Here is a 23445-nt window from a genome sequence, read left to right as displayed (position 1 = left end):
TTGAAGCGTATGGTGCATGCTCACTAATTTGAAGCATTAATGGCCAAATTGGTGCAGAGAAGTCACACAATGAGCTCAAAAAAAGCGTATCGGCTGTGACAGCGGATACGCCTTGAGAGTGGACTGGAACTACGGTGTCGCCGGGTTCAGAGCTCGCTGGGAGGCTCGCTGGCCTCACTGACCATGACACGATTGCGTCCGCCCCGCTTGGCCGCGTAGAGCATGACGTCGGCCTGCTGGAAGACGGCCTTGATATCGGGGTCGGTGTCGGGCCAGTGGGCCACGCCCAGCGAGATGGTGATATGGCCCACATGCTGCATCTCCATCTTCTCGACCATCTGGCGCAGGCGCTCGGCGACATGGGTGGCGGCCTCCAGAGCCGTGCCGGGCAGCAGCAGCAGAAACTCCTCGCCACCCACGCGGCAGGGCAGGTCATCGACACGCGAGACCTCGCGCATGGTGCGTGCGAGCTGTCTGAGCACCTCGTCGCCTGTATCGTGGCCAAAGCCGTCGTTGATATCCTTGAAGTGATCGATGTCGATGGCAACCACCGAGAACGGCAGCGCTTGCGTCTGGAAGGCCGTGATGGCAGCCTCCAGATGGCGGCGATTGCCCAGGCCTGTCAGCGGGTCGGTGTTCACATCCTCGCGCAGCTTGGTGATATTGCGTTGCAGCAGGCCCAGGCCCTTGAGCATGGCCTTCTTGAGCTCGTAGGACTCGAAGTACCAGGACTTGACGGCCTGAATGTTCTGCGCCGTCTCGGGCTTGTCCATATCGTGAGCGCCATTGGCCAGTTGGCGCAGCGGGCTGGCAATGTGGCGCGCGCTCCACCAGATGACCACCAGCATCAGCAGGGCGATGGGCAGGGTCTTGTAGAGCACGGAGCGCATCAGCTTGTTGAGCGGGGCCAGTGTGGCCGCCTTGGGACGCTGGGCCACAATGCCCCAGCCCGAGGCATCAATGACGGCATAGCCGGCCAGCATTTCCACTCCCTTGCTGTTGACGACCGGCGCCGTACCCGACTCGCCCCTGATCACGGCGTTGATGACATCGTTGTTGATCACCTGGTCGCCAATACGATTGTTGTCGGGGTGATAGATGATGTGCTTGTTCTTGTCCACCACGTAGACATAGGTCCCATCCTGGTAGAAGTGCGAGCCCAACAGGGTGTCGAGGATGCTGTCTTCCTTGAGGTAGATGCTGCCGCCCACTGCCCCGAGGAATTCGCCCTGAGGGTCGAAAATGGGCTGAGAGACAAAGATGATGTAGTTGCCGGCCGTGGACATATAGGGCTGGCTGATCACGGGCCCTCGCGTGCTCAATGTCTGTGTCACTCCGGCGCTTTGCAGCGTCTTCCCCTTGATCTGCAGGGTTTCGGGCGATGTCGCCAGCACATACCCCGTGGGATCGATGATGGTGACGGAGTTGAAGCTCTTGGTTTGCAGGCGCAGACGCGTGGCCTCTTTGGCCAGATATTCAACGTCATTCATGTGCGCCCCCATCAGATTGGCGCTGTACTCCAGTTGTTGGAGGGCGGACTGGAGAAAATCGTCTGTGCTCCTGGCCAGTTTGGTGGCGTAGGCATGGTGACCTTCGAGCGTGTTGTCGATCAGTTGCTGGCGCTGCACCAGATAGCCGGCATAGAAAGTGTTGAGAAACGGTATCAGCGCGCTGCAGATGGTCAGGGCCAGTATCAGTCGACGCAAATCAAGCCGGTTAGGCGCAAGCCGGCGGTGCCAGGGGAGAGATTTCTTCACAGATGATGTCGCGAGAGCTGGGCGGCTCTGCGCTGTACCTGTGTGCTCTGACAGGCGCAGACCCCGGCCGCATATTCATTGAGTGTCTGCATTATGGTTGCTCGCGCCGTGGCCCTGCTCATGGTCAACCACCATGCAGGCGTGTCAGGCAGACAACTCCTTGAACTTTTCTACCTCTACTGCACAGTCGTAGAAGCAGGGCGCCCGGCCAATATCTGTGAGCTGCTGATGCGTCAGCTCGTTCACATTCGTGCCGTTGGCTCCCTGCTTGCGCCACCAGATGCCCAGGCCCACCACCACACCGGCGCGAGCACGGCCGTTGACGGCGGCGTGGCAGACATGCTCGCCGCGCCGGTTGAAGACGCGCAGCCGGTCACCGTCGGCAATGCCGCGCGCAGCTGCGTCATCGGGGTGCATCTCCAGCAGCGGACGCTCTTCCATGCGGGCCAGGCTGGCCACATTGGCAAAGCTGCTGTTGAGAAAGTTGCGTGCGGGTGGCGAGATCATGGCCAGCGGGTAGGCCGTCGTGGGCGGCTCGTAATTGGGCAGATAGTCGGGCAAGGTGTTGATGCCCAACCGGGCCAGGGCGGGGTTGTCGAATTCGCATTTGCCCGATGGCGTGGCAAAGCCGCCTTCGGCAAACGGCGCATCGGGCAGCGGGATATGGGCAAAGCCCTGTTGCAGCAGCTCTTCAAAATCAATAGCAGTGTCCGAGACTGCTGTGCGGCATAGAGATTCATCAGACTCAGAAAAATATGCGGCTGCAAAAGCGGAGTCCAGCCTGGCCATATGCATGGCCAGATCGCGAAAGATCTGCGCGTTGCTGCGCGCCTGGCCCTGGGGGGCAATCGCCGGGCGATTTAGCAGCACATCGGTATGGCCGTAGCTGCCGTGGATGTCCCAATGCTCGAGCTGCGTGGTGGCGGGCAGCACGTAGTCGGCATGGTCTGCGGTGTCGGTCAAGAAATGCTCAAGCACCACGGTGAACAGATCTTCGCGCGCAAAGCCCGCGGCCACCTTGGCCGACTCTGGCGCCACCGCCACGGGATTGCTGTTGTAGACCATGATGGCTTCCACCTTGGGGCCGAAGCCGGCGCCGCCCTCATGCAGCAGCACATCGCCAATCTGGCTCATGTTCAGCGTGCGTGGGCGACGCTCTCCCAGCAACTGCGGCATCTGAAGCGCAGCCCGCTTGAAAGGCGAGACCCCCGAGGCGGACAGCAGCAGCCCGCCCGCGCGATGGCGCCAGGCGCCGACAAGAGCCGGCAGACAGGCCACGGCGCGCACGGCATTGCCGCCGCCGCGTGCTCGCTGCATGCCGTAATTGAGGCGAATGGCCGCTGGCCTGGTCGTGCCGTAGTCACGTGCCAAGGACTGGATCTGCGCCACCGTCAGGCCGCAGACCTGGGCCGCACGCTCGGGCGGCCATTGCAAGGCTCTGGCCTTGAGTGCGTCCCAGCCCTGGGTGTGTTGGGCAATGTAGTCATGGTCCAGCCAGTCGTGCACGATCAGCTCGTGCATCAACGCCAGAGCCAGTGCCGCATCGGTGCCGGGCAGCAACTGCAGGTGCTCGTGGCATTTGTCGGCGGTTTCACTCTTGCGCGGGTCTATGCAGATCAGCTTGGCGCCCTGGCGCTTGGCTTCCTGCGCATAGCGCCAGAAATGAAGATTGCTGGCAATGCTGTTGCTGCCCCAGATCAGGATCAGCCGGCTTTCGGTAAAGAATTCCACGCGCATGCCCAGCTTGCCGCCATAGGTGGCGGCCAGCGCCTCGCTGCCGGCGCTGGCGCAGATGGTGCGATCCAGCAGGCTGGAGCCCAACTGGTGGAAAAAGCGCCGGTCCATGCTCTCGCTCTGCACCAGTCCCATGGTGCCGGCATAGCTGTAGGGCAGTATGGCTTCGGGCGCGCGCCGAGCGATGCCGTGCAGGCGCTGGGCAATATCGCTCAGTGCTTCGTCCCAACTCACGGGGGTGAAATGGCCGCTGCCTTTGGGGCCGCTGCGTTTGAGAGGCTGCAGCACTCGCCCTGCGTGGTAGGTGCGTTCGGTGTACTTGCTGACCTTGGCGCAGAGCACGCCTCCCGTGTGAGCGTGTTCTGCATTGCCTTGCACCTTGGTGGCCGTGCCATCGACCACCGTGGTGACCAGGGCGCAGGTGTCCGGGCAGTCATGCGGGCAGGCGCCGCGTACTTGAACGATATGAGGCATGTCGTGGGCTCGAAAAATCTGGAGCGGTTTGCGGCTGGAGACCGCTTTGTGGGCCTATTATGCGGCGCGCATCCATGTCAAAAAACCTGAGATGCAAGACCCCAGAAACGGGCTGATCCAGCCCGTGGCAATGAGTAGCCCGTAGAGAGAGATCGAGAGCAATGCAGGACAAGCGAGTGGAGTGGAATCGTCGTCAATTCATGACTGCTGGCGCAGTTGTGGCTGCCGGGAACTGGACCGGCGCCAGTTATGCCCAGGATTCGAGTGGGCCCGTTGTGCTTGGACAGTCCTGCGCGCTGAGCGGCCCTTCAGCGCAGCTGGGTATGCAGTTTGTGCAGGGTGCCAAGCTGTATTTCGATCAGCTCAACGCCCAGGGCGGCATCGGCCGTCGCCAGGTGGAGCTGCGCACGCTGGACGACGGTTACGAGCCCGAACGCTGTGTGGCCAATACCCAGAAGTTCATTGCCGACGATGTGATGGCCTTGTTCGGCTACCTGGGCACGCCCACCAGCATGGCCGCACTGCCATTGCTGCAGAAGGCCAAGCTGCCACTGATTGCGCCGCTGACAGGGGCGGCCGGTCTGCGCGAACCCAAGCTCGCCCAGGCGGTCTTCAATCTGCGTGCTTCCTATGCCGATGAAACCGCTCTCATGGTCAGGCAGCTGGTCTCGCTGGGGCTAAATAAGATCGCAGTGTTTCACCAGAACGATGCCTACGGGCAGTCCGGTCTCGAGGGGGTGACGCAGGCGCTGCAAAGTCATGGTCTCAAGCCCGTGGGCGCCGCTACGGTGGAGCGCAACTCCCGGGATGTGGCCAAGGCCGTCAAGACCCTGGTGCCGCTGAGTGCCGATGTGATCGTGCAGGTCGGCACCTATGCGGCCAGTGCCGCCTTTGTGCGTGCGGCACGCCAGGCCGGCTATGGCGGACAGTTCTACAACGTCTCGTTCGTGGGCACTTCGGCACTGGCGCAGGCACTGGGCAAGGATGCCGAGGGGGTGGTGGTCACCCAGGTCGTGCCATCGCCGTTCAAGACCTCGCATCCCCTGGCACGCGAGTTTCAGGCAGCCCTGCAGAAAAGCGGTGCGTCGCTGCAGCCCGATTACTCGAGCATGGAGGGCTATCTGGCCGCCCGTGTCGTGGGTGAGGCGCTTAAATCTGCCGCTGCCGCTGGCCGGCTGCAGCGCGATGGTCTGGTGACGGCGCTGGAGGCCATGAACGGCCAGCAGGTGGCGGGTTTTCCCATCGCCTTCCGCCCACAGGCCGGCAAGCCGCGTTTTGTCGAGCTGTCCATGCTCACGGGCGACGGCAAGGTCCGTGTGTGAGGCTTAGAGGCGTGCAGGGCGCAAGCTCTCTCGCTTTGAGCCATCATGGCATCTTTGCCATTGATGACCCCAAGGAGAGAGCGCATGGCCCTGCTGCCCGAACTTCAAGCAAGCGCCCCTGAGATTGCCGCGCTGCGTCGCGATATCCACGCCCACCCCGAGCTGTGTTTCGAGGAAATACGGACCTCGGATCTGGTCGCGGCGAAACTGGAGCAATGGGGCATAGCGATCCATCGCGGTCTGGGCAAGACCGGTGTGGTGGGCATCATTCATGGCCGTGACGGCGGCAATGGCGGCCGAGCCATCGGCCTGCGTGCCGATATGGATGCCCTGCCCATGCAGGAGTTCAACACCTTTGACCATGCCAGCCGCCATGCGGGCAAGATGCATGCCTGCGGTCACGACGGCCACACGGCCATGCTGCTGGCAGCGGCGCAATATCTGGCCGCACATCGCGACAGCTTCGAGGGTACGGTCTACACCATCTTCCAGCCTGCCGAGGAGGGTGGTGGCGGTGCCCGCGAGATGGTCAACGATGGACTGTTCGAGCAGTTCCCCATGCAGGCCGTGTTTGGCATGCACAACTGGCCGGGCATGAAGGCCGGCACCATGGCCGTGGGGGCAGGGCCTGCCATGGCATCCAGCAACGAATTCAGGATCGTGGTGCGCGGCAAGGGCGGTCACGCGGCCATGCCGCATATGGTGGTGGATCCGGTGCCCGTGGCGGCCCAGCTCATCATGGCCTTCCAGACCATCGTCAGCCGTAACGTCAAGCCCATCGAGGCGGGCGTGGTGTCGGTCACCATGGTCCATGCCGGCGAGGCAACCAACGTCGTGCCGGACAGCGTGGAGCTGCAGGGCACGGTGCGTACCTTCACGCTGGAGGTGCTGGACCTCATCGAGCAGCGCATGCAGCAGATCAGCGAAGCCGTCTGTGCCGCACATGGCACGCAATGCACGTTCGAGTTCGTGCGCAACTACCCGCCGACCATCAACACGGCCCCCGAGGCCGAATTTGCCCAGGCCGTGATGCGCGAGATTCTGGGCGATGCCGGTGTGGTGCCGCAAGAGCCATCCATGGGGGCCGAGGACTTCGCCTTCATGCTGCTGGAAAAGCCCGGTGCCTACTGCTTTATCGCCAACGGCGATGGTGATCATCGCGCCCAGGGGCATGGCGGCGGCCCCTGTACCTTGCACAACCCCAGCTACGACTTCAACGATGCGCTGATTCCGCTGGGAGCGACCTTCTGGGTCAAGCTGGCCCAGCGCTGGCTGGACCAGCCTACGCGCGGCTGAAGGCTTGGGCCGGCCGTTGCGGGCTGGGTGGAAGATTTCTTTCACGCCAGACCTCGGGCGGGCAGCCAAAGAGCGTGCTGAACCAGCGTGTGAAGGCACTGTGGCTGTTGTAGCCCAGCATGGTCGCGATCTGGCCCACGGGGTAGTCAGGGTTGCGCACATAGCGCTGGGCGAGATCTGAGCGAACCTCCTGCAGCAGGTCGGTAAAGCTCAGGCCTTCACCGCCAAGCTCGCGCTGCAGGGTCCGTACGCTGCGCCCCAGACCTTGGGCCACGCAGATGCAGGTGGCATTGCCCGAGGGCAGCATGAGATAGATGGCTTTGCGCACCTGCTGGCCGACGGAGGCCTGACGACCCTGCTGCGTGGTGTCCACCATGGTCTTGGCATAGCGCACCAGAACCGGGTCGGCCATGGGGTTGGGAGCATCCAGGTCCTCGGTGCGAAACACAATGCCGTTGAAGTCCGCATCGAACTCCACGCGGCAACGAAACATCTGCTTGTGCAGGCCGATGTCGCCGGGCGCGGGGTGGCTGAAGCAGACCCGCAGCGGGCGCCATTGCTCATGCAGCAGCAGGTTGCAGGTGCGAAACAGCACGCCGATTGCCAGCTCCATGGATTGAGGCAGTGCCGCCGGCAGGGTGAGCTCTTCGCGCAGCACCACGACGCCATTGGCGTCGTCCATATGAATCACCAGCGACTCATTGAGCATGTGCACATGCTCGATCAGCGTGCTCAGCACCTTGCGCAAGGTGGGCTGGTGCAGCAACAAAAGGCTGACGACACCGAAGTTTGAAATCTGCCGAGATTGCGCCATGCGCAGGCCGAAGTTTTCGCAACCCGTGATGCTTGCAGCTTCTTCCAGCAGGCGCCCGGCCGTCAAAGCATCGATCAGTTGATCCTGCTCGCGCACCACGGCTGGGCGCAGGCCGGCGCGACGCAATGCCGCTTCAGGGTCTCCTCCCAGTTCGCTGAATAGTTCCGAGAAATTCGTCAGAGATGCCGCGCGCACAAAAGTGACCATGACTGCTCCAAGCAAAAAGTCGGAGAAATTTTGGCATGAGATGCATAGCGTGCGGCATGAAATGCACAACCTATGTGACACAGGTTTTCTACAGTGGACTTACCGGGCGGCAGAAACTAGCAACAAGCCTGGGTTCAAAAAGTGTAGGAGACAGTGATGCAGATAAACCCTCTGACCTGTGCCATAGGCGCGGAGTTGGTCGATGTGCAACTGGCGGATGCGCTGCGCGATGATGGGCTTTTCGCTGAGATCAAGGCGGCCTTGCTCAAGTACAAGGTGCTGTTCCTGCGTCGCCAGAGTATCAGTCGCGCCGAGCATGTCGGTTTTGCCCGGCGTTTTGGCGAGCTGGAGGACCACCCGGTGGTCGGCAGCGACCCTGAGCATCCCGGTCTGGTGCAGATCTACAAGACGCCGGACAAGCCGCTGGACCGGTATGAAAACTCCTGGCATTGCGATGCCACTTGGCGCGAGGTGCCGCCCATGGGATGCGTGCTGCGCTGCGTTGAATGTCCGCCGGTTGGCGGCGACACCATGTGGGCCAATATGGCGCTGGCCTACGAGATGCTTCCATCGCATATCAAGGACGTGATAGCCCCGCTGCGGGCACGCCACAGCATTGAGTGCACCTTTGGCGCTGCCATGCCTGCGGAAAAGCGCCTGGCCCTCAAGGCGCAGTTTCCCGATGCGGAGCACCCGGTGGTGCGTACACACCCGGAAACCGGTGAAAAAGTGCTGTTTGTCAGCGGCTTCACCACTCATTTCACGAACTTCCACACGCCCGCCAATGTGCGTGTGGGCCAGGACTTCACCCAGGGCTCATCCAGTCTGCTGCAGTTCTTGATCAGCCAGGCCGCGATCCCCGAGTACCAGGTCCGCTGGCGCTGGGAGCCCGGCAGCATCGCCATCTGGGACAACCGCGCGACACAGCATTACGCGGTGATGGACTACCCGCCCAGCCATCGAAAGATGGAGCGTGCCGGAATCATTGGCACACCGACTTTTTGAGCATCGGAAAACGCCTGTGGCAAGGCGCAGAACCTGGCCGTTCAGTGCAAGCACAGCTGTACGCGAGGCTCTGAGCGCGGGCATGGCATTCATATAACAACGGAGACACCATCATGAATTTCCTCGACGGTCACCTGGTTGCCGAAAATCAGCAGCCTCTCATCATCACTGCAGCTCCTTATGCACCTTCGTGGCTGCCGGAGGACTTCCCTGGCGAAATTCCCGTCACGATGGAGGAGCAGATTCAAAAAGCCGTGGACTGCTACAACGCCGGCGCCCAGGTGCTGCACTTGCATGTGCGTGAACTCGACGGTCGCGGCAGCAAGCGGCTTTCCAAGTTCAACGAGCTGATTGCCGGCGTGCGTGCCCGCGTCCCGGACATGATCATCCAGGTGGGGGGGTCGATCAGCTTTGCACCCGAAACCGATGGCGCGGCCGCCAAATGGCTGTCCGACGATACCCGCCACATGCTGGCCGAGCTGGACCCCAAGCCCGATCAGGTGACGGTGACTATCAATACCTCGCAGATGAACATTCTGGAGCAGTTCGATGCGCGGGATATCCAGGGTACTTCGATGGAGGACCCAGCGGTGTTCAATGCCTACAAGGAAATGACCGTGCCTGCACAGCCGGGCTGGGCCGAAGAACATATACGCCGCCTGAGTGCGGCCGGCATTCAGAGTGCCTTCCAGTGCTACAACATCAACAGCTTCGAGTCGGTTGAGCGGCTGATGCGTCGCGGCATCTACAAAGGTCCGCTGGTGCTGAACTGGGTGGCCATCGGCGGCGGCATGGACCAGCCCAGCGTCTACAGCCTGGCCAATTTTGTGCGCGCCGTGCCCGACGGTGCGGTGCTCACGGTGGAAGCATCGGTGCTGAACGTGCTGCCCATCAATCTCATGGGCATTGCCATGGGCCTGCATGTGCGCTGCGGCACCGAAGACAATCTGTGGAATCAGACCCGAACCCGAAAAATGGGCACGGTGGAGCAGATCGAGCAGTTGGTGCGCATTGCCAAGGAATGCAGCCGCCCCATCGCCACTCCTGCCCAGGCGCGCGAGATCTGCCAGATCGGAGTGTTCTACGACACGGTGGAGGAAAGTCTGGCTCGGAACGGCTTTGCTCCGAATCGCAACGGTGCTCAGCAGGGTTTTCTGCGCAAAGTCGCCTGAGTTCAAAGGAGCGCACGATGCAACGCATTCCAGTCCTGCTGTCCATTGCGCTGGCTGCAGCTTTGCCAGCGGGCAGCGCCCTCGCTTTCACCGACAAGCCTGTCAAGCTCATTGTTCCTGCGCCGCCCGGCGGTACGATCGATGTGTTTGCACGCATCATCAGCGATCAGCTGGCGCATGAGCTCAAACAGCCTGTGATTGTGGAAAACCGCCCCGGTGCCGGCGGTGCCATGGCGGTGAAATACATGCTGTCCCAGCCCTCGGACGGCAATACCCTGCTGGTGACGGTGACCAATATCCTGACCGAAGTTCCGCATGTGCTCAAGGGGGGCTTTGATGCCATGAAGGATGTCAGACCCGTCTCGCAGATGGCACGCTCCGTCATGGTCTTCATTGCTTCGCCCCAGTTCCCGGCCAAGGATGCCAAGGAGGCTATTGCCTATATCAAGGCCCATCCGGGTCAGCTGTCCTTTGCCTCCTACAGTCAGGGGACGGCATCGCAGTACGCAGGGGTGATCCTGAATCAGAAGGCCGGCCTGGATATGCAACATGTTCCGTTCCCTGGCTCTGCACCGGCACTGGCACAAATCATGGGTAACCAGATTCCGCTGATGTTCGACGGCTCCGTGACTACCAAACCGCTGGTTCCCAGCGGCAAGGTCAAGCTACTGGCCGTTGCTTACAAGAGCCGCTTGCCCGATTTCCCCAATGTGCCGACGATGGCCGAGCTGGGTTATCCGGAGCTTGATTTCAGCAACTGGGCTGGCGTCTTTGCCTCGGCAAAGACGCCGCAGCCGTTGCTGGAAAAGATCAACGCTACGCTGCAGAAGGTCAACGCCAGTCAGGCGGTGCAGGCGCGCTATCTGTCCACCGGCTTCGAGCCCATCAAGCAGGAGCGAACGCTGGAGCAGCTTTCCACGGAACTGCAGGCCGAATACCAGCGCAATGGCGAGATCGTCAGGAATTTTGGCATCAAGCTGAACTGAGTCGGCTTGTCAATCGGCCCGGGCATGTCTGCGACTGAGGGTGCCCGGACTCTTGCTTTGCAGCGCTTGCTGCACCTAGCGGTGAACAATAGAGACAGGAGCATTTCATGACTCAGGCCATTCGCTTTTACGAGACTGGCGGTCCAGAAGTTCTGCGACTGGAAAACGTTGCCGTGGGAGACCCCGGCCCAGGCCAGGCGCGTGTGCGGCATAGCTATATCGCGCTCAACTTCATCGATGTGTACTTCCGCTGCGGGCGCTACCCGCTGGCCTTGCCCAACGGACTGGGCTCGGATGCCGTCGGTGTGGTCGAGGCCGTCGGAACGGGTGTGACGGATATCCGGGTGGGTGACCGCGTTGGCTATCTGATCGGTCCACAAGGTGCTTATGCACAGGCACGTGTGATGCCTGCAGAAGTGCTGATTCCGCTGCCCGACGGAATTTCAGACCGTACTGCAGCCACGCTCATGATGAAAGGCATGACGGCCCAATATCTGTTCCGTCAGGTCTATCCGCTGCAAGGCGGTGAAACCATTCTCTACCACGCAGCTGCCGGAGGCGTAGGCCTGATTGCCTGTCAGTGGGCCCGCGCCATGGGGGTCAACATGATTGGTACGGTCAGCACGGATGAGAAGGCCGAACTGGCCAGGGCGAACGGGTGCACGCACACCATCGTGACTTCGCGTGAAAACATCGTCGAGCGAGTGAAGGAAATCACGGCAGGCAAGGGCGTGCCCGTGGTCTATGACTCTGTAGGCAAGGACACACTGATGGACTCGCTCGATTGCCTGCAGCCGCGTGGCTCGCTGGTCAGCAACGGAACCTCTTCCGGCTCCGTGGTGGTGGACTCGTCGCTGCTGGCCGCCAAAGGCTCGATCTGGATGACCCGGCCGGCCATGATGCATTACATCCAGCCCCGGTCACATATGCTGGAGATGGCTGCAGAGCTGTTCGAGCACGTGCTGGCGGGGCGCATTGTGAGCGAGCCGCAGCAGGAGTTTGCATTGGCCGAGGCGGCACAAGCCCATCGCGCATTGGAAGCGCGCAAGACCGTGGGAGCCACGGTACTCGTGCCATGAGCTGCCGGGTGCAAATGTCGGGCGCGTAAAGCCATTGCGAAGATCTGTGCCGGCACCTTTTCCAAGGCGCCGGCTTTTTCTGTCTGATATTGACGATCTGGCAGGGCGACATTCCTAGGGATTTCACCTTGGGCACATGGCACCAAATAGGCAATGGATGGCATCAACTGCACAAGGGCTGCAGCCTTCTTTTTCTAGAGTGATTTCGCGGATCAAGACCGCGAATTCATAACGAAAAGGAGACATGACATGCCACGTATTTCACGTTATATCTGGAGTTTTCTTGCCTTGTCCGCCAGCAGTCTGGCCAGCGCTCAGTCATCCGTGACGCTGTTCGGTGTCATGGACGCAGGCGTCAGCCGCTACATGGTGCGCAGCAATGCCTGGGATGGCTCCGGTCGCACGGCCAGTCAGGCTATCTGGGCGCTCTCGCCCTCGGGTAATCTGGCCAGCCGTCTGGGTGTTCGTGCCGTTGAAGATCTGGGTGCTGGAATGTCTGCCAGCATGTGGCTGGAAGCGCCTGTGACCAACGACACGGGCGGCGGCGCGCTGAACTTTGGGCGACGTTCCACCGTCAGCCTGACGGGCAACTGGGGCGAGCTGCGCCTTGGGCGCGATCACACGCCCTCGTTTTTGAATGACTGGGCCTTTGATCCCTATTCCGTCAACGGCGTGGGCGTCAATTTGCTGGCGGTGGTCAGCAGCAACCTGGCCATCAACCGTGCGCTGAGTACGCAGACCAGCGGCACGCTGCCCGAACGCTTGCTGGGCAACGGTTTGTCGGCAGGCACGGACAATTATCTGCGCGCGAACAACTCCATCGGTTATCACCTGCCGACAGGGCTGGGCGGACTTTATGGTCAGCTGATGTATGCCTTCCCGGAAAATGACGCCAGGCGCGGCCGCTATGCGGGAGGCCGCATAGGTTGGGCCAGCGGCCCCGCCGATATCGCACTGGGCTATGGCGAAAGCATGTTGGGCACTTTCAATGGCCGCAAGGAAACCATCAAGTCCCTGAACCTGGGAGGCTCGTACAACTTCGGTCCGGTCCGCGTGTTGGGCGAGTGGTCGCAGGTGCGCAATGCGCGCAGCGATGTGCGTGCCACAGACCGCTATGACGGGCTTCTGGCTGGTGTGCAAATCCCTGTCGGACTGCATCAGCTCAGGGCGTCGGTGGCCAGGGTGCAGTTCAAAAATGGGCAGGGAACTGGCGACGCATCGGTGAACAAGCTGGCCTTGGGTTATGTGCATAACCTCTCCAAACGCACGGCGCTCTACACCACGGTGTCACGTATCAGCGTGAGCAATGGACACAACAATCCTGCGGTGATGGGTGTGACGCCGCTGGCCGTGAGCAGCCCGGTCATCATGCCGCAGCCAGCCTACAGTAACAGCCCGGGCATGCAGCCGCGCAGTGCGCTGGGCTTTGATCTGGGTCTGCGCATGATGTTCTGAGGGCTGTCCGTTGCTGCTGCCGCAAGGCGAATCACGAAGAGGCGGGTTGGAGGGCTGGCGTGTCGCAAAGGGCTGCTTGCTTGCCGGCGTTGCAGTACTTTGTGAAATAAAAAGAACGGTCGTTCTAATTTGGTGAAATTTTGGCTACACTGGCCTCGACTATTAAAGCCCAGGAGACCTTTCATGTCCGATCTGAACGCCCGGTTTGAAGAGACCGTCAAGAATTCCACCTCGCTCGGCGAGCGTCCTGACAACGCCACCTTGCTCAAGATCTATGCCTTGTACAAGCAGGCGACCGAGGGTGACAACGAAGCCAAGAAGCCCAGCTTCACCGACATGGTGGCCCGCGCCAAGTGGGATGCCTGGGCCAAGCTGGAAGGCACGACGCCGGATGAGGCCAAGCAGCAGTACATCGATCTCATCGAGTCGCTGCGCTGATCTGCGCCGCCCCTGATCGCTGACAAGGCCCTGCACTCCGGGGCCTTGTCGTTTCAATTCAGACCACATCACACTGCGCCAAAGACGGGGGCTGGAAACTGACGCACCTCCAAGTCAGGGACTCGGAGTAAGGGCCGCTCGGCCCCGAAGGGGTCGTCCCCCTTGGGCAAGCGGCAGGGCGGCCCAGGGGGTGTCAGTACCTGTTCGAGAAATTGGCGCTGATGCGCTGACGCAAATATTCCGCCCCTGTGATAGGCGGATATTTTTTTGCCGGCCCTTCGATCACCGCATCTTCATTGGCCTGGCAGAAGAAGGCCAGGCTGTAGCGGGCTCCCTGGTACTCATGGGGCTGCGGGTTGCGCACGCGGTGGAAGTTGCTGGGCAACTGGTCGTCGCTCCAGCGCATCAGCATGTCACCGATATTGCAGGTGATGACGCCGTCCACGGGCTTCACGGGCGTCCATTGCTGGGCTTCGGCCTCCTTGCCGGGCAGCACCTGCAGCCCGCCCTGGCCGGCGCGCTGGAACAACAGTGTCAGGCAGTCGAAGTCTGTATGTGCGCCTGCACGCCACAGGCCGATTTCGTCCTTGAGAGCAGGGTCCACGGCAAAGTAATGCAGCATGCGCAGCGTGCTCTGGTAGCTGGGCACGGCGGGGTCATGTGCGCGGGTGAAGAACTCCTCGTCAAAGCCCAGCTTGTAGGCAAAGCAGGACAGCAGCTGCATGCCCACCTGCCAGCATTGGTGCTCAAAGGCCAGCGTGGCCTGCTTGAAGCCGGGCAGCTCCTGCTCGCTGGGCCAAAGGCCCTGCATGCGCGGGCGTGTGACCTGATAGGACTCTTTCTGGTCGGGGGTGCGCGTGGAGGGGCGGATCTGCGCCTTGTGCTCCCAGCCTGCGTTGCGCGATAGCGGCCATTGCGCCTTGGTGTCGGGCGGCAGGGCAAATAGCTGTTCGGCCCTGCCGAATGCGGCGTCGATATCGGCCTGGGCTATGCCGTGGCCGGAAACCTGGAAGAAGCCGATTTCCACCGAAGCGCTCCAGATCTGCTCGGCAATCTCCTGCTTGCGCTGCTCGAAGTCGCTGATGTCTATGACGCGAACTTCGCGCGCCGAGGTTTCTGCGCCTTGCCCGCCCATGCGGGCTTCCTTGTCCAGTTCGTCAAGGCTGTAGGAGTGGCTGGTCATGGTCTGCATAAGAATTTCTCTTGCGATGACTTCAGGCACCGGCGCTGCCAGTGGGGCATGGGGCTGCGGGCATCTGAAGTGTGGATACCAGGCGCGGCTGTCTGCCGCACCCACTTCAAGAGCAATGACCCGCGAAGCTGCTGACCGGCGATGGTCAGAAGCACCGTGCTGAACGCTTCTACTCTTGATTTGAGTGCAGCAAGCAGCGTGCCAGCCATTCACCACGGCACAGGTGCTCTTGGTTTTGGTGCATGGCTTCAAACTGGTGCACTGCCGTGCATGAATCCATGCATGCGCTGCTCGGGCGTGCACCTTGTTGATACCCGACAAACGGAAATCAAAAGCAGGCACGCCAATTGCTAGATGGTTGAACGAGTAGAAGCGTTCAGCCTGCATCCGCGTGCAGTGCCCGGAAATTGCTCAAGTCCTGTCAGCAGCGGCTGCTGCTGGCGTTCCTGTCGCCAGAGACCTGAGAGTTCCGCCATGCAACGTCGCCATTTCCTTGCTGCCCTGCCTCTTTGCAGCGCACCCTGGGTCCATGCCCAGGGCAAGTCGCTGACTCCGCTGAAATTCACGCTGGATTTCCGCGTCAACGGCCAGACGGCGCCGTTCTTTCTGGCACAGCAAAACGGCTACTACCGCGATGAGGGGCTGGATGTGAGTCTGGACGTAGGGTCGGGCTCGGTGGCTTCGATTACTCGTATCGCCAGCGGAGCCTACCAGCTCGGACTGGGCGATATCAGCTCGCTGATCGAGTTCAATGCGCAGAATGCCGGCACGCCTCGCGTGCAGGCCGTCTACCAGTACTACAACCGCGCGCCTTTTGTGATCATCGGGCGCAAGGACCGGGGCATCACTTCGGACTTCGGAAGCCTCAAGGGCAAGAAGGTTGCCGCAGCGGCGGTGGAGTCCACGCGCCGTGCCTGGCCCATGGTGGCGCGGCGCAAGAACCTGCCCGCCGATCTGTTTGCCTGGTCGACAACGGAGTTCTCGGCACGAGACAACGTCATGGTGCGTGGCGATGTGGATGCCGCCACCTACTTCCATGACTCGGCGGTGTCGCTGTTTGCGCGCCTCAGGCCCGAGGAGCTTTCCATACTGCGCTACAGCGATGCAGGCGTTCATCTGTATGGCAATGCGATTCTCGCGTCCAGCCAGCTGATCGCCGAGAAGCCGCAGGTCGTGGCCGCTTTCCTGCGCGCCACCAACCGTGCGATTGTGGAATGCCTTGCCAACCCCGCAGCAGGCATTGCCGCCGTGCGCCAGCGTGAGTCGATTCTCGATGAAAAGCTGGAGCTGGAGCGCTGGTCCATCACCGCACAGTACGTGGCCGCGGCAGACACGAAAAGCCATGGACTGGGCGACTTCAGCAAGCGTTTGATGGAGCAGCAGCTGGACAGTGTGGTGCAGACCTTTGCGCTCAAGACCACGCCATCTGCCGACGCACTGTTCAACAGCAGCATGCTGCCCGCCAGGTCGGCCCGCATGCTCAAGGTCTGAGGAGGAATCAACCATGTCCTTGCCTCCAGCCCAGGCCTTGAATGACACCGATGGTCGCTATTTGCGCGAAGCCATTGCGCTAGCGGATACGGCGCGCGAGCGCGGCAACCGGCCGTTTGGTGCGCTGATCGTGGCTGCCGACGGGCGTGTTCTGGCCGAGGCCAGCAATGCCAACGGCGAGAGCGGCGATTGCACGGCCCATGCCGAGCTGTCCGCCATCCGCCTGGCCAGCCCCTTGCATTCACGCGATGAACTGGTGGGCGCCACGCTGTACTCGTCTGCCGAGCCCTGCGTGATGTGTGCCGGCGCGATCTTCTGGTCCGCCATTGGCCGCGTGGTCTATGGCATCGATGCGGAGCGGCTGCGCGTGTTCCGCGGCGAGCGGCTCGACCAGAAGGATGCCGAGCTGTCCTGCCGCGATGTGTTCCAGGCCGCTTCGCACGCCATCGAATGCATAGGGCCGGCCTTGATCGAAGAGGCCAGCAGCTCGCACCAGGGCGCCTGGAAGGTCTGAGCGCCGACATGAATCCAACCACAACTCGTTGACATAGAGAGAGGGAAGCCACCATGCAAACCAAGCGCCTGTTCCTGCAATCCGTTCTGGCCCTGGGCAGCTTTGCCAGCGCCACTGCTGCCTTTGCCGCCACGCCCATCAAATTCCAGCTCGACTGGCGTTTCGAAGGGCCAGCGGCGCTGTTTCTGCAACCTGTCGCCAAGGGCTATTTTCAGGCTGCAGGTCTGAATGTGACGGTGGACGCCGGCAGCGGCTCCGGCGGTGCGATTCAGCGCGTGGCATCGGGCTCTTACGACATGGGTTTTGCCGATCTGGCCGCGCTCATGGAGTTTCATGCCAACAACCCCGATGTCAAGGACAAGCCCGTGGCCGTGATGATGGTCTACAACAACACGCCGGCCTCGGTCATGGCACTCAAGAAGAGCGCCATTGCCAAGCCTGCGGATCTGACAGGCAAGAAGCTCGGAGCACCGGTGTTTGATGCCGGGCGGCGCGGTTTCCCGCTGTTTGCCAAGGCCAACAAGGTCGGCGATGTGCAATGGACCACCATGGATCCGCCGCTGCGCGAGACCATGCTGGTGCGCGGCGATATCGATGCCATCACGGGCTTTACCTTTACTTCGCTGCTGAACCTGGAGGCTCGTGGCGTCAAGGCGGCCGATGTGGCGGTCATGCCGTTTGCCGACAACGGCGTCAAGCTCTATGGCAACGCCATCATCGCCAGCGCCAAGCTGGTGCGCGAGAACCCCGAAGCCGTGCGTGCCTTCCTCAAGGCCTTTAGCAAGGGCGCCAAGGAAGTCATGGCCAACCCCGGCTCCGCCATCGCCTATGTGAAGGAGCGCGACGGCATCGTCAACACCGCTCTGGAAACCCGCCGCCTGCAGCTGGCGATCGACACGGTGATCAACACCGCCGATGCGCGTGGTGAAGGCTTTGGCCAGGTCAGCCCCACACGCATGGCCCTGATGGCGTCCCAGATCTCGGACGTCTATGCGACCAAGACACGCGTGAACCCCGAGACGCTCTGGAACGGCCGCTTTCTGCCGCCAGTCGCGGATCTCGACGTATTTCCCAAAAAGTAATTGCTCATTGATTGATAGCTGGATGCGCTTTTTTGACGGGCGCTACAGCCTGCTTTTATGAAATCATCAGATACAGAAGCTGCCCGGCCCTTCGTCGAATTCAAGGACGTCTGGCTGGCCTATAACGAAGAGCTGCTGCAGGCCAACCACTTTGCGGTGGAGGCCATCAACCTCACGGTACAGCGTGGCGAGTTCATCGCCATCGTCGGTCCCTCGGGCTGTGGAAAGTCCACGTTCATGAAGCTCACCACGGGCCTGAAGATGCCGTCCATGGGCCGCATCACGGTCGATGGCCAGCGCGTGACAGGGCCCCTCAAGATATCGGGCATGGCGTTCCAGTCGTCCTCGCTGCTGCCCTGGCGCACCACGCTGGACAATGTGCTGCTGCCGCTGGAGATCGTGGAGCCGCACCGTTCGCAGTTCAAGCAAAAGCGCAAGGAATACGAGTCGCGTGCCATAGAGCTGCTGGGCAAGGTCGGACTCGCGGGTTATGAACGCAAATTCCCCTGGCAGCTGTCCGGCGGCATGCAGCAGCGCGCCAGCATCTGCCGCGCTCTGATTCACGAGCCGCAGATGCTGCTGCTCGACGAACCCTTTGGCGCGCTCGATGCCTTCACCCGTGAGGAGCTGTGGTGCATCTTGCGCGACCTGCAGGCAGAGCAGAAATTCAATGTGATTCTGGTCACGCATGATCTGCGCGAGAGCGTGTTCCTGGCCGATACCGTCTATGTGATGAGCAAAAGCCCGGGTCGCTTCGTGGTGCGCCGCGACATCGACCTGCCGCGACCGCGTGATCTGGAGCTCACTTACACCCCCGAGTTCTCGGACATCGTCTACGAGCTGCGCGGCCACATTGGCGCCCTGCGCAAAAGCGGCACCGAGACCGCTGCAGCCATTCCTCAATAAGGCGCATCATGAAACATCAAAAAACCGCCGAGCGCTGGGCACCCTGGCTGCTGTTGCTGCTGATCGTCCTGCTCTGGCAGATCATCTGTTCGGGTTTCGGCGTTTCGGAATTCATCTTCCCCAGCCCCTGGGCCATAGGCCATCAGCTCTATGAGTTTGCGGGCACGATTGCCATGCATGCCTGGCGCACCTATTGGGTGACGATGGCGGGCTTTGCACTGGCGATCGTGGTGGGCGTGCTGCTGGGGTTTCTGATCGGCTCCTCGCGCCTGGCCTATGCGGCGTTCTATCCGCTGATGACGGCCTTCAACGCCCTGCCCAAGGCAGCGTTCGTGCCGATTCTGGTGGTCTGGTTCGGCATCGGCGCGGGCCCGGCCATTCTCACGGCCTTTCTGATCAGCTTTTTCCCCATCATGGTCAATATCGCCACGGGTCTGGCCACGCTGGAGCCCGAGCTGGAGGATGTGCTGCGCGTGCTGGGGGCCAAGCGCTGGGACGTGCTGATCAAGGTCGGCCTGCCGCGTTCCCTGCCGTATTTCTACGGCTCGCTCAAGGTCGCAATCACGCTGGCCTTCGTCGGCACCACGGTCAGCGAGATGACGGCTGCCAACGAGGGTATCGGCTATCTGCTGGTCTCCGCCGGCTCTTCCATGCAGATGGGTCTGGCCTTTGCGGGGCTGATCGTGGTGGGGGCCATGGCCATGGTGATGTACGAACTGTTCAATCTGCTGGAAAAGCACACCACGGGCTGGGCGCGTCGCGGCTCCCAGGGCGAGTGATGCATTGTTTCTGAGCGCTGTCAACGCTGCTCCTGAGAACGAAAAAGGCCAGCCGGATCATCGATCCGGCTGGCCTTTTTGTGCTTCGCAGTCAATGCCTAGCTGGCCGTGCGGCAGCTGGCAAATGCATCCAGAGGCTGCTTGTAGGTTGGCGAGGTGACATCCATCAAACCCATTACCGTATGGAACAGGTTGTCGTGCGAGAGCGGCTGATCCAGCGTCTTGCTCAGGCAGGCCTGATTCAAGCCGGTGCGAGCCCCCAGCGTTCCCAGCCAGGCAATCATGGGCACATGTTTCTGATCGTCGGGCGCCATGGCGTAAGGCATGCCGTGCAGATAGACACCGAGCTCGCCCAGCGATTCGCCATGGTCGGACATGTAGAACATGCCGGTTTCAAACTGGTTTTGCTGGGTCTTGAGCCAGTCTATGGTCTGGGCCAGGAAGTGGTCGGTATAGCGAATGGAGTTGTCGTAGACATTGACCACGCTTTGTTGCGAGCAACTGGACAGGGCATTGGTGGCGCACTCGGGCTTGAAAGCCTTGAGATCTGCAGTGGAGCGCTTGAAATACTCGGGGCCGTGACTGCCCATCTGGTGCATGACCAGTACCAGGCCCTTTGCGCGGCGTGCGGGGTCCAGCTTGGCGATGCGCTCGTCCAGGCCGCTGAGCAGCAGGGCATCCAGGCATTCGCCATCCTGGGCGCACAGCGCCTTGCCGGCCGGCGTATTCACGCTGTCGGCGGTATCGGCCATGGGGATGCGCTTGCACACGCCTTTGCAGCCTGCCTGGTTGTCCACCCAAAGCACGGCCAGTCCGGCGGCCTGCAGTACGTCGAGCAGGTTGTCATGCTCGACCTTGGAGGCGTAAAAGCCTTCGCGGCCCAGGTTGGAGAACATGCAGGGCACCGATTCGCGGGTGCTGGTGCCGCAGGAGCGGGCGTTACGCCAGCTCAGCACATCGCGCTTGGCCAGCTCGGGGTTGGTATCGCGCTCATAACCGTTGAGGCTGAAGTTCTTTGAGCGTGCCGTCTCGCCAACCACCAGTACCAGCAGCGGCGGTTTCTGGACTGCGGCATAGCTGGCACCCAGAGCTGCGCCACCCGTGATGCTGACAAAGGGCTTGGGCTTGTTGAGTATGGGGTCCAGCGCCACGGATGCGGCCGAGAGCACGGGGTTGATCGGGTTGATCATGTAGCGCAGCCAAAGATTGTTGCGCACCACGGGGGCCAGATCGCGGTACGAAACGGCCAGCGATGCGGCTATCAGGGCAATGCCGCCCAGCAGCAGCAAGGCGGTACGCAGCATATTGCGCCAGACGCTGTTGGCGCGTTTGAGCGGGGTTTTCCACAGCCAGATGGCTGGCAGTATGGCGATGATCAACACCTCGGCCAGCAGCTTGATGTTGAACAAGTCCGAGCTTTCGCGGGCATCGGTCTGCAGGATGTTGTGAATCATGCCCTTGTCCATCACGGTGCCGTAGCTGACCATGAAGTACTGGGAACTGGCCGCCACCAGCAGCAGCGCAACCCAGAGCGGCTTGGTAAAGCGCGGCCAGGCAAACAAAGAGGTCAGCAGAAGGCTGGCGCCCAGCACCAGCGGCACAACCCGCAGGGCCAGCAGGGCCAGACTGCCGTGATAGCCATCCAGGGAAGGCAGGCGCAGCCATAGGGCCCAGTTGGCCGTCAGTGTCAGCCAGATGGCCAGGGCCAGAGCGATGAACTGAGGCGTGCGAGGTTGAAAAAGCCCCTTGAAAAATGGGGCAGAAACGGAGTCTTTGGTGGCCACAGCAGACGGCAAAAAATAGGTATCGGAGAAGTCTGGCGGGACTTTCTTAAAAACCGCTGAAGCCTCCTACATGGTTAACCCTTGTAAAAAATTGTTTTATACCAATTTGAGGTATTTATTGGCACTGAGTCGCTGTTTTTGCAGCTTCTCCCCATTGGGCACATAGCCGCAGCTTGCGCTCTTCAGCAGGCAAGGCTGCCAGCTCGCGCATCTGGGCATAGAAGCCGCGCCAGGTCTCGGGAGTGGCCGGGCCTTCGCCGCGCAGTTGCTGCCACCAGCGAGTCATGGCCGGCACCCAGTCGTCATAGGCGGCCAGGGCTCCAAAACTGGCGTTGTTGGCCTGGGCCACCCATTCATCGGTCTGGGCCAGGCGCCGGTAATACTGCTCGCGCAGGGCGAGGCTGGTCAGCAGGGGCTCGTCAGTGGTAATCCATTGCGCCCTGAGCTGCGCATAAGTGGCGCGGAATTCGTCAAATACTTTGCTTTTGATGGCTTCCAGCACTTTGGCATCAAAGGCTTCAGTATTTTTCTGCTCATAAATCTGTTGCAGGCGCTGACGGGTCTCGCGCGTCAGCTGCTGCCATAGCTCTCGCCGCTGCAGGCTCTGTTGCCAGCGTTGTTGCGTGGCGGCGCTGGCATGGCTGTGCAGCCACAAGGGGGTGGCCATGCGTTCCACCGTGGTGGCAAAGGATTCGTTGAAGGCCGTGTCATTCTTCACATACAGCAACTGGTGGGCCAGTTCGTGGAACAGCAGGCCGGCAAAGTCACCCTCCTGCCAGGAGGTGAAGGTGCTGAGCAAGGGATCGCCGCCCAGCCAGTTCAGATAGCCTAGCGTGGAGTAGGCAGGCACGCCATAGACGCTGGTTTCCAAACCCTGGGACTGAAGCGTTAGTGCCTGCACCTGTGCGTCGCTCTTGCTGAAGTAGCCTCGGTAGGCAATGCAGCCGGTGACGGGAAAGCACCATTGGTGCATCTCCAGGCTGTAGGCCGGGGCCGCCACCACGTTCCAGACCGCAAACGGGCGCTGCAGCTGAGCGTAGCGGGTGTAGCTGGCGTTGTCGGGCAGAGCCAGCTCCCGGCTGGCGAAGCGGCGCATCTGTTGCGCGGTCTGCAGGCGCTGACGCAGTCCTGCGGAGGTACTTTCCTCGGCGAGCCATTCATCAATAGGCCGTGCGGCCTGAAGAATCTGCATCTGTCCCTTGAAACCCTGCCAGTAATAGCCGGCGCTGCTGCAGCCCGTCAGGCCTGCAATTGCGGCACTAATTCCCAGCAAAGCCCTCAGGCTGACTACACTCATCCTTTTTCTCATTGCGCTTGTCCGCCTGTCTGGTTTCGCTTCATGGATTTTCTAACGCTCGCCATCATTGTCACCACCGTGCTCTACGTGCTCAAGAAGCAGGAGCAGCGTCAGCACACCCAGCTTCTGGCGCAGCATCTGGCACGCTTTCAGATCGAGAAGCTCATGGCCAATCTGATGGAGGGATATTTGCGTGTCATCGGCGAGAAGGATGCGCAAAGGCGTGAACAGATCTGGCCCGTGCTGGCCAATACCGAGAGCAGTCTGGTGAGCCAGTTTCAGCGTTTTGCGGATGAATTCGCCACCTTGCCGGCCGAGCAGACGCGTGCAAGCACCCTGCCGCTGGCGTTGCCCTATATGGCTCGGGTTTTGCCGTCGGCCACCATGGATGTGCGCGAGACCATGAAGCTTCATGCCCAGGCACTGGCGGCTGCCCGTGTGGGGGATGCGACTGACGAGGAAGAGCGCAAGCGCCGAGCTTTCACCATGACAGCCGAGCTTATGCTGATGCAACACACCTGCCACTGGTTCTGCCGCAGCCGCACCGTTGCCTCCATGCGCTTGCTGGCGCGTCACAAGACGGCCTATGAGCAAGTGCTGCAGTCTATAGCCCCCGGCACTCTCAAAGCCTATGAAAAACTGGTGAAGGCCAGTAGCTGAG

The 23445-nt window shown here is 61.3% G+C and carries 20 protein-coding genes; 14 read left to right on the top strand and 6 right to left on the bottom strand.

Annotated features, from left to right (window positions below; translation table 11 throughout):
* Positions 1-146: 146 nt before the first annotated feature.
* Positions 147-1706 (bottom strand): sensor domain-containing diguanylate cyclase, encoded by a 1560-nt coding sequence (locus F0P97_RS25015; RefSeq protein WP_232538051.1) that lies wholly within the window; start codon positions 1704-1706, stop codon positions 147-149.
* Between the two features lie 195 nt (positions 1707-1901).
* On the bottom strand, positions 1902-3965 hold the full coding sequence (locus tag F0P97_RS25010; RefSeq protein ID WP_182284776.1) for a molybdopterin-containing oxidoreductase family protein: 2064 nt from the start codon (positions 3963-3965) through the stop codon (positions 1902-1904).
* 161 nt (positions 3966-4126) lie between these two features.
* On the opposite strand from F0P97_RS25010, the gene F0P97_RS25005 reads away from it, so the two are divergent.
* Both F0P97_RS25005 and F0P97_RS25000 read left to right on the top strand, forming a co-directional pair.
* Positions 4127-5287, top strand: a complete 1161-nt coding sequence (locus F0P97_RS25005) for an ABC transporter substrate-binding protein (protein ID WP_182284775.1) — start codon at positions 4127-4129, stop codon at positions 5285-5287.
* A gap of 84 nt (positions 5288-5371) precedes the next feature.
* Positions 5372-6583 carry a M20 aminoacylase family protein gene (locus F0P97_RS25000; protein ID WP_182284774.1) on the top strand — a complete coding sequence of 404 codons (1212 nt, stop codon included), beginning with the start codon at positions 5372-5374 and terminating at the stop codon, positions 6581-6583.
* On the opposite strand, the gene F0P97_RS24995 is transcribed toward F0P97_RS25000, so the two are convergent.
* Positions 6570-7604 carry an AraC family transcriptional regulator gene (locus F0P97_RS24995; protein ID WP_182284773.1) on the bottom strand — a complete coding sequence of 345 codons (1035 nt, stop codon included), beginning with the start codon at positions 7602-7604 and terminating at the stop codon, positions 6570-6572. The genes F0P97_RS25000 and F0P97_RS24995 overlap by 14 nt on opposite strands.
* 156 nt (positions 7605-7760) lie before the next feature.
* Between F0P97_RS24995 and F0P97_RS24990 the strand changes: the two genes are divergently transcribed.
* From F0P97_RS24990 to F0P97_RS24965, 6 genes are all read left to right on the top strand, one after another.
* On the top strand, positions 7761-8609 hold the full coding sequence (locus F0P97_RS24990; protein ID WP_182284772.1) for a TauD/TfdA dioxygenase family protein: 849 nt from the start codon (positions 7761-7763) through the stop codon (positions 8607-8609).
* Between the two features lie 113 nt (positions 8610-8722).
* Positions 8723-9781 (top strand): 3-keto-5-aminohexanoate cleavage protein, encoded by a 1059-nt coding sequence (locus F0P97_RS24985; protein ID WP_003073674.1) that lies wholly within the window; start codon positions 8723-8725, stop codon positions 9779-9781.
* A gap of 17 nt (positions 9782-9798) precedes the next feature.
* The gene (locus tag F0P97_RS24980) at positions 9799-10767 is read left to right on the top strand and encodes a Bug family tripartite tricarboxylate transporter substrate binding protein (RefSeq protein ID WP_182284771.1); all 969 of its coding nucleotides are present in this window, start codon (positions 9799-9801) and stop codon (positions 10765-10767) included.
* 107 nt (positions 10768-10874) lie between these two features.
* Positions 10875-11846 (top strand): quinone oxidoreductase family protein, encoded by a 972-nt coding sequence (locus F0P97_RS24975; protein ID WP_182284770.1) that lies wholly within the window; start codon positions 10875-10877, stop codon positions 11844-11846.
* A gap of 249 nt (positions 11847-12095) precedes the next feature.
* Complete coding sequence (locus tag F0P97_RS24970) at positions 12096-13301, top strand: porin (RefSeq protein WP_182284769.1); 1206 nt, start codon at positions 12096-12098, stop codon at positions 13299-13301.
* Positions 13302-13484: 183 nt separating this feature from the next.
* On the top strand, positions 13485-13739 hold the full coding sequence (locus F0P97_RS24965) for an acyl-CoA-binding protein (protein WP_003050754.1): 255 nt from the start codon (positions 13485-13487) through the stop codon (positions 13737-13739).
* 193 nt (positions 13740-13932) lie between these two features.
* On the opposite strand, the gene F0P97_RS24960 is transcribed toward F0P97_RS24965, so the two are convergent.
* Complete coding sequence (locus F0P97_RS24960; protein WP_182284768.1) at positions 13933-14931, bottom strand: isopenicillin N synthase family dioxygenase; 999 nt, start codon at positions 14929-14931, stop codon at positions 13933-13935.
* A 474-nt stretch (positions 14932-15405) separates the two neighbouring features.
* Between F0P97_RS24960 and F0P97_RS24955 the strand changes: the two genes are divergently transcribed.
* From F0P97_RS24955 to F0P97_RS24935, 5 genes are read left to right on the top strand one after another with little or no spacing between them, the layout of a single operon-like run.
* Positions 15406-16422 (top strand): ABC transporter substrate-binding protein, encoded by a 1017-nt coding sequence (locus tag F0P97_RS24955; RefSeq protein WP_182284767.1) that lies wholly within the window; start codon positions 15406-15408, stop codon positions 16420-16422.
* A 13-nt stretch (positions 16423-16435) separates the two neighbouring features.
* Positions 16436-16936 carry a nucleoside deaminase gene (locus F0P97_RS24950; protein WP_182284766.1) on the top strand — a complete coding sequence of 167 codons (501 nt, stop codon included), beginning with the start codon at positions 16436-16438 and terminating at the stop codon, positions 16934-16936.
* A gap of 53 nt (positions 16937-16989) precedes the next feature.
* Complete coding sequence (locus F0P97_RS24945; protein WP_182284765.1) at positions 16990-18018, top strand: ABC transporter substrate-binding protein; 1029 nt, start codon at positions 16990-16992, stop codon at positions 18016-18018.
* 57 nt (positions 18019-18075) lie between these two features.
* Positions 18076-18924, top strand: coding sequence for an ABC transporter ATP-binding protein (locus tag F0P97_RS24940; RefSeq protein WP_182284764.1), 849 nt, complete (start codon positions 18076-18078; stop codon positions 18922-18924).
* An 8-nt stretch (positions 18925-18932) separates the two neighbouring features.
* Entirely contained in the window at positions 18933-19703 is a 771-nt protein-coding gene (locus F0P97_RS24935) for an ABC transporter permease (protein WP_003073654.1), read from the top strand.
* A gap of 98 nt (positions 19704-19801) precedes the next feature.
* Here the strand turns inward: F0P97_RS24935 and F0P97_RS24930 are convergent, their stop codons facing one another.
* Positions 19802-21499 carry a phosphoethanolamine transferase gene (locus F0P97_RS24930; RefSeq protein WP_182284763.1) on the bottom strand — a complete coding sequence of 566 codons (1698 nt, stop codon included), beginning with the start codon at positions 21497-21499 and terminating at the stop codon, positions 19802-19804.
* Positions 21500-21602: 103 nt separating this feature from the next.
* Positions 21603-22784: an aminopeptidase gene (locus F0P97_RS24925; protein ID WP_182284762.1), complete on the bottom strand. Its 1182-nt coding sequence runs from the start codon at positions 22782-22784 to the stop codon at positions 21603-21605.
* A gap of 42 nt (positions 22785-22826) precedes the next feature.
* On the opposite strand from F0P97_RS24925, the gene F0P97_RS24920 reads away from it, so the two are divergent.
* Complete coding sequence (locus F0P97_RS24920) at positions 22827-23444, top strand: hypothetical protein (protein ID WP_182284761.1); 618 nt, start codon at positions 22827-22829, stop codon at positions 23442-23444.
* Position 23445 lies beyond the last annotated feature (1 nt).

This window comes from Comamonas testosteroni, from assembly GCF_014076415.1.
Classification (GTDB): domain Bacteria; phylum Pseudomonadota; class Gammaproteobacteria; order Burkholderiales; family Burkholderiaceae_C; genus Comamonas; species Comamonas testosteroni_F.
The sequence above is the reverse complement of the archived record's forward strand: the minus strand, read 5'-3'. Positions and strand labels throughout refer to the sequence as shown.